This window comes from Crocinitomix catalasitica ATCC 23190, from assembly GCF_000621625.1.
GTDB classification, from domain to species: Bacteria; Bacteroidota; Bacteroidia; order Flavobacteriales_D; family Crocinitomicaceae; genus Crocinitomix; species Crocinitomix catalasitica.
Genome location: NZ_JHXV01000025.1, coordinates 13,616 through 27,934 on the forward strand (window position 1 = coordinate 13,616; position 14,319 = coordinate 27,934).

A 14,319-nucleotide genomic window follows, 5' to 3' on the forward strand; every position below is an offset into this window, starting at 1 on the left:
GGCTGAGCGGAGCCGAAGTCAAGTTATACTTTTAATTATTTCTTCCGCTTGTTTGACACGAACTTCTCCTGAAATGAGTTTTGGGAGAAGGGTGTCTCTTTTTTTTGAAAGAGTCAGGTTTTCTTCAGTGTTCATTTTAATTTTTTCAAACCAAGGAGTAATTATATTTGAGAATTCACTCTCAATTTCTATTGGAGGCAAATTGAACATTTGGCTTTTTAAAATATCAGTTTTTAAATTGGTAAATACACTCCCGTTACCCTGCTGAATTAAATGTGCTTTGATATCCAAAAATAGCAGATATAGAATATATCTATTAAGTCTTTTAATCTCAGGAAAATGTAACCATCCATCATGAATACAAGTCTCAAATTCTAGCAAACGTGGTAAGCCTGGTGTTGCACTATTTGATAGAATTATGCTTCCAGGTTTCATCAGAACAGTTTTTCTGAGTCCTTCCTTCTTAATAAATTCCTTCGTTGAATATAGAAAAGGAGAGATTGAAGCCGTTGCATCTGAAATTTTTAACCAAGGGTATCCCTCTTCTGCCATAAAATCTCTAATAGGTCTTGGTGAACCACCTCTTTTCACTGTTAAGAACTCATCTAGCCTCTTCACCTCCCAACCTTCAGGAATCATTCCCAATTCAGATTCCACGAATTTTCCATTTTGAAAAGGACCAAAATCAACAAACCAATGCTTGTAGAGGGTCATGGCCATTTCCTCTAATGTTTTATTCATTTGGAGGTTGAGTTCAATTTTATCGTCTAATGCGGTAAGGATGGATGCGATTGCGCGTTGTTCTGGGAGGGGGGGGAGATTGATTTCTAGTTCTCGAATTGTTTTTAAACTAATTGTCTTGTAACTGGACACCACAGCATTTCTCTCAATTTGATCTTTTGAGATTGGTGAATCTAAAAAGTAATAAAGAAATTTATTCTCGACATTTTTAGGCAAAATGAAGACGGTATTTTGACCTAAGCAAAAAGGAATATCAGTTTTAACATATGAAACTTTCCCACAATGTGCTCCAACTCTAGAATAAACTAGATCACCTGGTCCGGATTTATGATTTTTCGAAAAATCCAAATAAACTTTTTCTGATACTTTGGCAGTATCAGAAAGGCTTAACACACCACCAGTAATTTCTTGTGCTCTGACCATGGGGTAGCCATCTTCAGAATATTCAGGAGTTTTATGAAGTGAGTCAATAACTTGAGCAACTTCATTAAGCATATATGTTTTCCAGTTTTGTGGCATTTATTTTTTCAGTTTATTTAAAAAATCTTTCTTCCTATCATTCCAAGCATCCGTTTTGATTTTTTTAAGATTTTTACATTCCTCTACTTCATCTTTTAACCGATCTAGCGCTCCATTTTCATTAAGTATTTCAACTTGATACTTAGACAAAAAACCAATGGAATCATAAGCTAATTCATTATCCATTAAAATAAAGTAATTTCTTTTTTTACCCATTGTTAATCCGAACTCCCAATAACTTGCTTTAGATTCCATAAAACTAGATGTTAAAAGAAAAATAATTAAAGGAGCGTTATCAATTCCTTCTTCTATAAAACTTACCCAATCAGAAGCAGGCTCAATTTTTGAACCTTCAACGCTTGAACAAATGAAATCTTCAGGCCCTAAATTTGAAACACTAGTGAATAATTGGATTAATTCTTTCGCTAGCAGTTCATCTTTTTCAGAATGGCTAATGAATATTTTACCCTCAACAATTCCACTTTTTTCATTTTTATATTGTTTGCTCATAGCAGTATTCATTTCGGAAATGCGTTCTGAAGTTGATTTTTCGATAAAACCCTTGTCTTTTGCCATTTTTAGTATAGTTGATTTGTCCCAAATATAGAATTTACAATTTCCTCTGGATTTTATTTTACTTTCATAATATTGACGATCATTTGCTGTAAGTGTATAATTAAAAACAATATAGAAGCTATAAATTGTAACATTGCTACTTTTAACAATGCGCGCTTTATTGTTAAATGTTTTTGCCAGCGTTCCTCGGTCTTCAGGTCTTTTTTCTATAATATCAACAAAACAATTATCGGGTTGATCCATAAGTGTAAACCTATAACTTCCCCTATTTGTACTTGAATTACCGCTAGTAACTTTAAGGCTAACCAATTTGAAATCATTAATGACTTGTTTGGTTAGGTCAGTAAAGGATTCTATATTTTGTAAAGTGTTCATTTAATTAGTAGCTGCTAATAATTTTTTAAATATTGTTTTTGAAAAAAGAATCAAATTTGATTGTCAAAAGAAAACCTTTTAATGAATGGTATATGTTTTAGAAATTCACCTCCTTTAAAATCTAGCAATTCATCTATCAATTTAACACTTTTCACCTTATCGAATACCATTTTTAATAATTCATTTTCTGACGATTGAAGAATTTTACCTAAAGATTTTTCAGGATAATTACTTAGTGTTTCAAATAGTTCAGACGCAGATTCCTTATAGCTACCCAAATTGAGCCCTAAAACAAACATAACCATTAAAAAATCCCTGTTTTTTGACGCTTTGGAATATGTTAAATTCTCGTGACTTCGTACAATACGGTAGATATTTGTGAAACGTTTTATTGAGCGAGGTGAATTATCAATCAACCAAATCATTTCTTTTAAATAATTGAACTCTTCTTTCGATAATTTTAATTTTTGGAACTCTTCACTTTTATTTTTTCCTCGCTCTAACTCCTGATAATCATCTTGGTAACCAGCTTCCACCTCTCTTTTTTGATCTTGAATTTCAGCATCATATTCTGCTCGCATTGCATCTTCCTCACTAGTATTAAGCGTCATTTCAGCTATTTTATTAGAATAAACATTTGGTTTATCCTCAATTTCATCTTTAAAAATATGATCTATCATATTTTTTGCATCCTCATTTGTTGGCTTCTTTAATTGAAAAGGAATTTGGAATATTTTCTCAAGATAATCTGAAACTCCAATTTTTTGAAGTCTTGTTTTATATTGCTCATTTTCTGTATTTCCGTTGAAGTGCAATGCATGTTTTTTTAAAAGTGCGTTATTCACCCATCTAGGGTCAACACCAACGACCACAACAAATAAAGGAAAAGCCATAAGAAGATTTACCGCCTCCAAAACCTCAACTACTTTTTCATCTGAACAACGGTCAAGATCATCAATATAGAGTACAATTCTTTCAAGTTTACTCTGTTTTTCTTTTTCAAAAATATTTTCTATTTCTTTTCTGTCTTTTTCTATTGTATTTTCTTCGTTTGAAGACTGCATAGTCATTGTGGCAACATTTACATTCGTACGCAGAAATAATGAGCTTAATGTTTCAAAATCTTTTCGGATTGTAGAAATAATTCCTAAATGTTTTGAGTAGTCCTCATTTTCATTTACATTTTCTATCAAATTAGAAATAGCAATTTCATTTGCTTGCTCTATGTCGATAACGTTTTTTCTAATAGTCTTATTAACTTCAGCTATGAGCTCATCAATTTCTTTAAGTTCTTTGTTTAATGCTTTTAGTTTTTCATCAATTTTTTCAACTGAATCAGGTTTTTTTAAAGATTGGATTAATTCATCAAGTTTTTTAGTAGCCTTTATTCCTTTCTTCCAATATTTAAGTATAAAAAATAAAATGGGGCTTAAAGCTATTATTATACTTGTATAAATTGATTTTACCCAATTAAAAATCTTCCAATTAAAAGTATTGATTAATCCAGTAAAAACTCCTTGAAATACTATTCCTGCAACAATTAGTGATAATATTATTGCTGTAATTTGGTATGAATTTGAACGAATATAATTAGATATATTAATTCCTGAATTCACCGCTCGTTTCAGTTCTTGCGGTGTTTTTGTCTTAATTTTATCTTCAGTCCAGCCGTTTATTTTTAAAAAACCTTGAACGTCTTCATTATATTCATTCCTAAAATATCTTAGTATTTTATGCTTTTTTTCTTTTACAAGATCTTGTTTTAAATTCTTAAAATCTTTAGATCTTGTTTCAAAACCTGTAATTTTTGAGTTTAATAATTTAATATTATTATGAATTTTGACTTTAACTTTAAGTCTTGCTAAATCTCCTTTTGTATGGTTATTAATGTATTCATTTAGTTTCTCAAATAAACTGTCTGCAAATCCCGCCCATAAGTTGGAATCCATATAAGACCATGCATTGAATTTAATATGCGCGATACCCTTTACTTGTGAATCCCTAGCAACAGTATCGTTTTCTTTTGGAAAGGAATTTATTGATGCTTCGAGCTTGTTCATGAAAAAACTTTTACCACTTCCCCACTCTCCCAGCAGAGCAATTGCAATAGGAGGGTTGATTTCCTTGTGAGCAATTAAAGTGGCAAAAGATCGAATATCATTATTAATTCCTAAAAGATCTGCACCATTTGAATCATCCGCCCTATAGGAAGAGAGTTTGATTTGATTGTTTATGATTTCACTTTTATCAACTTCTTCTTCATTAGTTATAGTCAGTTTTCCAATGTTGCTAGGTGGAGATTTTTTTACGGATTGGTTAAAAATTTCACCAAGTTTAATCTGATCAAGGCCATTGAAAATTTCTGAATATTTGTCTAAATTAAGACTGGATATTCGGTACCTAAACTTACTTAATTCTCCTTCAAAATCGAGGTTATTAACTCTGTAAAACCAATCAACATCTAACTTTGAACCATTATTATAATTTTTTAAAACTCTACCTAATGCTTTCACTCTAAAAATTCCAACTCCATTTCTTTGAAAGGTTGATTTAATAATTAGGACATCATCAATTTCAACTTGATTTACGATATTCCCTCGCTTGGTATCATCTCCATTTTCCCAAATATTATTTTCTAGAAATCGTGCAGTTTGATCTTCCGAACCCCATGTTGAACCTACTGCATAAACCATTCTCCCTTCCGCATGAATTTGATCGGCAATGGTATTTAGTTCAGAAAGAGGCATGACCACTGTTCTATTTGACATTTCATCCCCTTCAATGAGCACATCTTGATTTATTTTTGCAACAATATCGGAATCATAGCGCTCTTCACTGTCATATTGCACAGTATCATCATATTCAATATTTTTACTCTCTTCATCTTCGGTGAGCAAATTATAAGTAATGCTAACTTTAGGCTGTTCATTAGTTTTATCTGCCCCCTTAGGCACTGTAATCAATGTATCATATGAAAAGTGTAAAGCATTAACATCTTTGATTTTCAAGTTCAAATCCTCAGTTAACTTTTGAATACCATTTATTGCTTCTTTAATTATTATTACTGGTCCATTTCTAATCTCTCCATTTTTATATGAAAGGAAATATTTGATTATGATAGAAATTCTTTTTGGATCTAGCTCATCTGAATGTATATTCACTGCGGTCACTCTGACTGTTTCGAATCCTTCTCCAATTTCTACTTTATGTAGTTCTTCCGGTTTTTCTAATTCTATAACTCTCTGCTCGAAACTCATATTTTATCAAAATTCTCAACAATAACTTTCTGCAATTCATTTGATTTTTCAAATTGTTGCACTAAAGTCTTTTTTAGGTCAGCCATTTTATCCTCAAATGGAATGCCGTCATCTTCTTCAGCTTCTGTACCTACATATATACCTGGGGTGAGTTTGTAATCTTGTTTTTGTACCTCAGCTAATGGAGCTGCATAGCAGAAACCTAGTTCGTTTTCATACTTGGGCATATCTCCTCCCTCACCCTTCGAGTCCACTCGACTGTCACCAGATCGAGTCCTCAGGGTCCGGTCGGGTGAGTTTCTCCAATTGTGGTAGGTGTCTGTAATTTTATTAATGGTATCGTCTTCAAACACTCTTAATTTACGGCTCGCCATTTCGCCTAATTTAGAGGCATCAATGAATAAAATTTCATCTAATCGTTTGCAGTGTTCGCCATCTTTTCCATCTCTGTTTTTACTTAAAAAGAAAATACAAGCGGGAATTCCTGTGGTTAAAAACAACTTATCAGGTAATCGGACAATACAGTCAATCATATTATTGTCCACCATGTATTGTCGCACATTTTTTTCTCCTTTATTATTGGAAGTCATGGCGCCATTGGCCATTACAATTCCAGCCGTTCCTTTGTCAGATAAATGACTCCAAAAAGTTTGCATCCACATATAATTGGCAGAACCATCAGTCGTAAATTCTTCTCTTGGTCCAAATAAACGGGGGTCGTGTTCTGGTAACTCTTCAGGATGCCAATTGCTCACATTAAAAGGCGGGTTGGCAATGATATAATCTGCTTTTAAATCAGGAAAACGATCATTCAGCAAGGAATCACCTATGCGCACATCAAAAGACAAATCTCTTAAAGCCAAATTCATTTTGCACAAACGCAAGGTGCCGTCATAGCGCTCTTGCCCATAAATTGAGATGTTCTTTTTGTCCCCTCCATGAGATTCTAAAAACTTTAAGGATTGGACAAACATTCCTCCAGAACCACAAGCGGCATCAAATATTTTACCTGAATAAGGTTCTAACATTTCTACCAATAACCTAACAATACTGCCAGGGGTAAAGAACTGTCCTGCACCCGAACCTTCGGCAATGGCAAATTTGCCAATATAGTATTCGTAAATTCTACCTAAAATATCACTTTCAGGGTTTTCGCGTGCCGAGAATTTTTTGTGTGAAAATAAATTAATAATTCCCCTTACCTGCACGGCAGACAATTGGCTTTTTACGAAAATTCTTGGTAAAATTCCTTTTAAATCATCTCTGTATTGAGAAATGGCTTGATCCATTAAATCAAAAGCATCATCTACTTTTACTTTAATATCATCTTGCTCGGCATTGTCTTTTAAATATTCCCAAGTCGCTTCCTTTGGCAGGATATAAGTATTCTGCGAAAGATATTCGTCTGGATCATCTAAAACATACTGCAATTCATCATCTGAGATACCGTAATAATCAGAACCTTTTTCTCTTACTAAACCTTTTAATTCATCACGTCTTGCTTCAAAACGCTCAGACATATGCTTTAAAAAAATTAGAGAAAGGACGTAGTCTTTGTATTGATTTTCAGCCACTGCTCCACGTAATTCGTTGGCAGCTTTCCACAATTCATTTTCAAAATCAATATCAGCTTTAGTTTTTGCCATGGGGTATTTTAGTTAGGAAAACCTAAATATAGCAAATACCTCTCAAGGTTTCTCATAGGAGAGTGAAAAACAGGGTTTTTCCTGTATGACAAAATGGATTTATCGAATTCGAGGGACAGTGTCCCACGATTTGTTTTTTCTAGAAATAAATAGTGCAGACAGTGTCTGCACTATTTATTAGTGGTTTATCCAAACATTATATAGATATCTGGGACCAAGGCACCGGAAACGAAGACCGCTTGTGGCTTCGAGTCCATTTGCTCGTCTATCGACTTGCAAATCCTCAGCCACCGCTAATAATTGTTCTAACTTTTAAGAAGGATTGAAATAGTAATTGTAGGTGAATGAGGATTGCGCTAACATTTTTTAGATTATTTAGAACAAAACATAGGTGACTGAGGCGTGCAAAGCACGGGACTCGAAGGCACCGGAAACGATGACCGCTTGTGGCTTCGAGTCCATTTGCTCGTCTATCGACTTGCAAATCCTCAGCCACCGCTAATAATTGTTCTAACTTTTAAGAAGGACTGAAATAGTAATTGTAGGTGACTGAGGCTTCCGCTAACATTTTTTAGATTATCCAGAACAAGACGTAGGTGACTGAGGCGTGCAAAACACGGGACTCGAAGGCACCGGAAACGAAGGCACCGCTAACATTTTTTAGATTATTTAGAACAAGACGTAGGTGACTGAGGCGTGCAAAGCACGGGACTCGAAGGCACCGGCTACGAAGACCGCTTGTGGCTTCGAGTCCATTTGCTCGTCTATCGACTTGCAAATCCTCAGCCACCGCTAATAATTGTTCTAACTTTTAAGAAGGATTGAAATAGTAATTGTAGGTGAATGAGGATTGCGCTAACATTTTTTAGATTATTTAGAACAAAACATAGGTGACTGAGGCGTGCAAAGCACGGGACTCGAAGGCACCGAAACAAAGCCACCGCTAATTTCTATTAATAATTTTGAGCATGCACTGATAGATAATGAAGATGTAAGGTGACTGAGGCGTGCAAAGCACGGGACTCGAAGGCACCGGATCGAAGGCACCGGAAACGAAGGCACCGAAACCCCACCCTACAAAGAATAAACAAACCCAGCGGAAACAGTTCCAAAATGCAACCAGTTTCTCACATAACCATCACCCGGGCCGACATTATCGTTTGAAGTTCCGACAGCTCCGCCGCCTAAATAACGCACATTAAAAAAGGCACTGATTGGGGTGGTTAATTGGTAGCCTGCTCTTAGGCTGGCATCTAAAATCGCACCGACAATTTCTGTGTCGCTGCCATTTAAATAACTCACTGGTGCATAAATTCCATCGGCTTCTAATTCGGTATAAAAGCGGTTGGTGATATTGTGGCGGGCACGAATTTTCAAGGCTGGAACGATACCTAAATCTCGGTTTGTTCTGAATTTATCACCGTCCAATGATTCGAATGAAATGGTGGCATTTCTAAACTGCACTGTTGGACCAATTGCGAATTTCAGCTTAGGGTTATTCGGCAATAATTCTCTTAAATAACTGAATCGATAAAAGGGGAAATTATACAACATCTTCACTCCCGATCCCGCAGGAAAAAGCAAATCATCTACAATCAAATCGTCTGTTAAAACAACTTTCGTTTCAATGGCCAATGGTTGATACAATAGAATAAATGTATTTCTTGGGTTGATATCCAATTCGAGTGACGGTCGAATGATAGGAAACAAAACATCTTGACCACCATCGCGTTTATAGTCGAAATAAGTACCGCTATTACTGAATTGCACTTTGTGATCGAGCACACCCAGAAAACCAATTTCTGCGACAGCTCTCAGTTTTATTTTGGGGTTAATATTTTCTTCTTCCGGTAAGTTTTGGGCACCTAAATTGAAAGATATACATGTAAAAAGTACTGCTAAAGTATTTTGAAAAGTCATGGCTTTGGTTTTTAATTAATAATAGTTCTGATTCAACTAAAACTATTCCAAAACTGGCTTTTTCAGACCAATAATGTTCAATTCACCTATTTTATTGCTGTTTTTGGATCTTTTTTCATGAAAAACCTAAAAACAACCGTATTAAAAAGATGTAAAAGAATTCTACATTATTGCGTAAAATAGGCACATGTTAGGCAGTGAGAACGAAAGTATTGCTAGACATCCCGCTTGTGACTTCTGGTTGGGTTGTCATTATTTAATCTCAAAAATGTCTTTATATTTTGACTCAATATCCTTAACTTCTTTTTCTTCAAGAACCGTAAATTCTTTTGTTATCGCGCATTTTGATAAAACACCTTGTCCTTGTCTCAAAAAACTTGCAAGTAAGGAAAGTTCTTTATCAGGCATTTCGTATACATCATCAATGTATCTTTTGAACGCTTCATATTTTTCCAAATAATTGACTTCATTCGGAATGATGTTTTCTATTGTATCTTGCACACAGTCATACAAGAACTCGGCTTGTACGGTTGCGTCAAAATAGCGATAGTAATCAATAGTATCGTTGAGGACTTCAACATTATTATCCGGAGTAGGCTTCCAATTAATGTGTTCCAATATTGGATGCGAATACTGTTCAAGTATTTCACCATAATCTTTAACATGGTCTAAAATTGAAGCTGAAACAGGAAAAATTACACCTTGCTGGGTATAATTCATTTTGGCCAATATATGATGTATGATATATCTGTGAAGACGACCATTGCCATCTACAAAAGGGTGAATAAATACAAACCCAAAAGCTATTTCTGCAGCGACTAATACAGGATCCATTTCTTTCTCCATCAATAAATTCTTGGTATCAATCCATCCTTCCAAAAGGGTGGAGAGATCTTCAAATTTGGCCGAAATATGATCTGGAATTGGTTCCTGACTTACTTCATCTCGTTCTCCAACAAATCCTTGCTGTTCGCGAATTCCCATTCTTGTGAAACGTGTGTTCTCTATCACAATTTGTTGTAAGCGATTGAGTTCGTTTACATCTAATTCATTTATGCCCGCTTGCCCGATCGCTTTTCCCCATCTGGCCGCTCGATTACTACGTGGCTTTTCGCCCTCAATAGTAAATGAAGCTTTTGAATCTTTCAATAAGAGATAAGCCGACGCTCTTTGTAATAAATCTTTACGAACGCTATTAAGGTAGGTGTTCTTTTGTTTTCGGATATCTGATAGGATATATTTCTCTAATTTTTCTGTTTTTCGAATTAATGGACAGAAGTTTCTTGTGCCTGGTAAATTATTGATGACTTTATGCCGTGGCGAACTTTCGCCTTTAATGGCATATTGTAATTTTTCGACTACAACAGGCACTAAGTTCCCTGTTTTCAAATCAGGAATATCTAATTTATCCGACATTAACCATTCGTATAAGAACCAGATTCTACGGCTGTATTGCCCGAGCATCTCCTGCTGGATCATTTGTTCTAATTCAATTGTGGAAACTTGTTCGAATAATTTTTTTAAAACTAGCAGATTCACACCTTCATATTTGAGTGCAAAAATGAGTTGTTTATATAAGTTTTCTTCTGGTAAATATCTTGCTTCAAACACTTGCCAATATTCAGTTTTAGCGCGTCTTTTTTTATGACTCACAAATGATAATTGCTTCGGAATTGGTACTTGCAATTGATACGCTTCAATGATTGCGCCATACCCCACAATAACACCTTCTGCAGGTACCTTTCTGCCGTGAAAAACACTTAATTCAGGTGAATAACATTTAATACTCATGCTTATTGATGAAATTTATTTAATACAAGATAGGTGAATTTTACTTAATTCGGGTGAAAAAAGCTTAATAAAATACAAGATAGGTGAAAATGACTTAATGTTTAGTGCTTGAAAAATGGGTAATTGCATGAGAAAACAGGTAATTATTTCAGCTGAATTGGAAAACTGGGTAAGTAATGAGATTAACTAAGAGACTTGCCACGTCATGAATGCGGACACGCTCACATCGTAAGCCAGCTAAAACTTGACGAGGTCATTTTCAATTCGTGGGACACTACCCCCTGTTTTTGGTTTTTTGATGATTTGAAAAGTGCATACAGTGTCTGCATAATCTGTTTAGAAGTTTATACAACTATGATGTGTTTAACTGCGATGTACTGAACCTGCAGAAGTGAAGGACCAACACATTCCTTTTTCATGTAAAGATTTTCGCTTTTTCTTTACACGTTATAAACAATACATATAGAAAAATGACTTTTCTTTACACGAAGGCACCGCTAGACATTCCGCTTGTGACTTCGAGTCCCGCGCAAAAGCGCGCCTCAGCCACCGCTAACATTTTTTTGACAATTTAGAACAAATCATAGGTGACTGAGGCGTGCAAAGCACGGGACTCGAAGGCACCGGATCGAAGCCACCGCTAACATTTTTTAGATTATTTAGAACAAAACATAGGTGACTGAGGCGTGCAAAGCACGGGACGCGAAGGCACCGGATCGAAGCCACCGCTAACATATTTTAGATTATTTAGAACAAAACATAGGTGACTGAGGCGTGCAAAGCACGGGACTCGAAGCCACCGACAACATTTTTTTGACAATTTAGAACAAAACATAGGTGACTGAGGCGTGCAAAGCACCGGATCGAAGCCACCGCTAACATTTTTTTGACAATCTAGAACAAAACATAGGTGACTGAGGCGTGCAAAGCACGGGACTCAAAGGCACCGGATCGAAGCTACCGCTAACATTTTTTTGACAATTTAGAACAAAACGTAGGTGACTGAGGCGTGCAAAGCACGGGACTCGAAGGCACCGGCAACGAAGCCACCGCTAACATTTTTTTGACAATTTAGAACAAAACATAGGTGACTGAGGCGTGCAAAGCACCGGATCGAAGCCACCGACAACATTTTTTTGACAATTTAGAACAAAACATAGGTGACTGAGGCGTGCAAAGCACGGGACTCAAAGGCACCGTCAACGAAGCCACCGACAACGCTACCCCAACCTGAAGCTAATTGGTAAAACAAACAATGTTGGTTTAACGCGGTTATGATCCGTTCCGGGCGTCCATTTAGGCATGGCTTTAATAATCCGAATTGTTTCGTCGTCTAAATCTTCAGTGACACTTCTTACGATATCGACATCATTGATATTTCCGTTAATTTCGACAGTGAACTTTATAAAAACCTTTCCACGTTCATCCGAATCAATTGAAACGGGTGGATAGACTAATTTTTTCTGAATGAATCTTATCATTGCATCTTGTCCTCCGGGAAACTGAGGATCGGCACTTATACTTGCATCAAAAGCCTTTGTCGTTCCATCTTCATTCCACCACAAGGTTGTAGGAATTTCCCCTTCTACATAAAGTTCTTGCGCTGCCAATTGACCAGACTTAAAATAGTAATTCCATTCCCCCACTTTATTACCGTTCTCATAGGTTCCTTTTTCGTCTACCTTACCATTTTCCCAATATCTTGTCCACTCACCATTCATTTCATCTGCTTTATATTGCCCAGATTGAATCAATTTTTTGTTTTTCCATTCCTTATACTCACCCTCTAAATTCCCAGCTACATAGAATTTTTCCTCATCTAGTTTTCCTTTTTCATCCCAACTTTGCCAAACCCCTTCCCTAACGCCGTTTTTATAACTGCCTTTAGCACTCGTTTCCCCATTGGCATGGAAATATTCCCATTCACCAATGCGCTCACCCTCTTCATACCGTCCTGTTAAATCAAGTTTCCCATTTCTACCAAAACGCTGATACAACCCATGTTTCACCTCTTGCTTTTTAGATTGATAGGAAATAGATTCCTTCATTCTATTCGGTCGTTTGAATTTTTCAACCTGAAATGATTCGTCCGCATTCGAATAAGATTGTATATAATAATTGGCAACATCTTCTTCCTGTGTTTCCCACAAACCATTACAAAAAACAATGGTCGTATCCTCACTAGAAAGTGCAGTATTCGATAAAAGTGAGATTAAAAAAAATAGGGAAACAAAGCGTAGTTTCATAAGTGTGAAAATTTAAAATTCAGAGTTCGAATATATAAAAACTTCGCTATCGCACCACAAAATCAATAAATTATACTTATCATTGTGATATCAAAATGATACTATTATGAAAAACGAAACAACAAGAAAGGCGAGCAATGGATATGTTTTTCTCCTTTTATTCTTCATCACTTTGGTGGTGATTATTGGTGGCATTGCCATTTTCGACAATCCTATATTTTTAGTCCTTATATTGGCATTGTTATTTTTAGCCAGGGGATTCTTTACAGTTAACCCTAACAGTTCTAAAGTCATGGTTTTATTCGGTGCTTATAAAGGCACAGTAAAAGAGAACGGTTTCTTTTGGGCGAATCCTTTTTTCTCACGGACAAAAATCTCATTGAGAGCAAGGAATTTTGACAGTGATCGTTTAAAAGTGAACGACAAAATCGGCAATCCGATAATGATTAATGTGATTTTGGTTTGGAAAGTGAGTGACACATTTAAAGCCGCTTTTGATGTGGACAATTACGAAGAATTTGTTCGTGTACAAACAGATGCAGCCGTTCGAAAATTAGCGGGTATTTATCCTTATGATAGTTTTGATGACGAGCAAGCAGACATCACATTGCGTTCGGGTATGGACGAGGTCAACACGGCATTAGAGCATGAAATCACGGAGCGATTATCGATGGCCGGGCTTGAGGTGATGGAAGCGCGAATAGGCTATTTGGCTTATGCTCCGGAGATTGCCAGTTCGATGTTAAAAAGACAACAAGCCGTTGCGATTGTTGCAGCGCGTAAAAAAATTGTAGAAGGAGCCGTTGGAATGGTTGAGGATGCATTAGCACAATTATCGAATGATGGAATTATTGATTTTGATGACGACAAAAAGGCATCGATGATTAGTAATTTAATGGTAGTTTTGTGCAGTGATAAAGAAGTAACACCTGTTGTAAATGCAGGAACGTTAAACGGATAGTATGAGTAAAAAGAAGTCGTTTGTATTGCGGATTGATCCAGACACATTTAAGCAAATTGAGAAATGGGCTGATGATGAATTCCGTAGTGTGAATGGACAATTGGAATGGATGATTACGCAGAGCCTCAAACAGAATAAGCGGCTAAAGTCGAGAACGAAGCGGAATGATGATGAGATTGAGGAATAGCACTAAAAATACTTTTTCATCATGATAAAACCATTAATATTTATAAAAAAGGTTATTTTTAAAACCTACAGCGCCAACCAATAGTAAATAACTAGCGTTG

Annotated in this window: 9 protein-coding genes; 2 read left to right on the forward strand and 7 right to left on the reverse strand. The window is 35.9% G+C overall.

What is annotated here, in order from left to right; translation table 11 throughout:
- Positions 1 to 18: 18 nt before the first annotated feature.
- The 7 genes from T367_RS0114055 to T367_RS24060 all read right to left on the reverse strand — a co-directional run bounded on the left by T367_RS0114055 (position 19) and on the right by T367_RS24060 (position 13,071).
- Complete coding sequence (locus T367_RS0114055; RefSeq protein ID WP_027420426.1) at positions 19 to 1,260, reverse strand: restriction endonuclease subunit S; 1,242 nt, start codon at positions 1,258 to 1,260, stop codon at positions 19 to 21.
- The gene (locus T367_RS0114060) at positions 1,261 to 2,211 is read right to left on the reverse strand and encodes a toll/interleukin-1 receptor domain-containing protein (RefSeq protein WP_027420427.1); all 951 of its coding nucleotides are present in this window, start codon (positions 2,209 to 2,211) and stop codon (positions 1,261 to 1,263) included.
- Positions 2,212 to 2,261: 50 nt separating this feature from the next.
- Entirely contained in the window at positions 2,262 to 5,468 is a 3,207-nt protein-coding gene (locus T367_RS0114065) for a P-loop NTPase fold protein (RefSeq protein WP_027420428.1), read from the reverse strand.
- A complete protein-coding gene (locus T367_RS0114070) occupies positions 5,465 to 7,114 on the reverse strand; it encodes a type I restriction-modification system subunit M (RefSeq protein ID WP_027420429.1) in 1,650 nt (549 codons plus the stop codon). The genes T367_RS0114065 and T367_RS0114070 overlap by 4 nt, the downstream gene beginning before the upstream one ends.
- A gap of 1,074 nt (positions 7,115 to 8,188) precedes the next feature.
- Positions 8,189 to 9,034: a hypothetical protein gene (locus T367_RS0114080; protein ID WP_027420430.1), complete on the reverse strand. Its 846-nt coding sequence runs from the start codon at positions 9,032 to 9,034 to the stop codon at positions 8,189 to 8,191.
- Positions 9,035 to 9,286: 252 nt separating this feature from the next.
- Positions 9,287 to 10,825: a Fic family protein gene (locus tag T367_RS0114085; protein ID WP_027420431.1), complete on the reverse strand. Its 1,539-nt coding sequence runs from the start codon at positions 10,823 to 10,825 to the stop codon at positions 9,287 to 9,289.
- A gap of 1,220 nt (positions 10,826 to 12,045) precedes the next feature.
- Positions 12,046 to 13,071 (reverse strand): TonB family protein, encoded by a 1,026-nt coding sequence (locus tag T367_RS24060; RefSeq protein ID WP_051568562.1) that lies wholly within the window; start codon positions 13,069 to 13,071, stop codon positions 12,046 to 12,048.
- Positions 13,072 to 13,177: 106 nt separating this feature from the next.
- Here T367_RS24060 and T367_RS0114095 point away from each other — a divergent pair, with 106 nt between their 5' ends.
- Both T367_RS0114095 and T367_RS0114100 read left to right on the forward strand, forming a co-directional pair.
- Positions 13,178 to 14,032 (forward strand): SPFH domain-containing protein, encoded by an 855-nt coding sequence (locus tag T367_RS0114095; RefSeq protein WP_027420432.1) that lies wholly within the window; start codon positions 13,178 to 13,180, stop codon positions 14,030 to 14,032.
- Between the two features lies 1 nt (position 14,033).
- Entirely contained in the window at positions 14,034 to 14,219 is a 186-nt protein-coding gene (locus T367_RS0114100) for an Arc family DNA-binding protein (protein WP_027420433.1), read from the forward strand.
- Positions 14,220 to 14,319 lie beyond the last annotated feature (100 nt).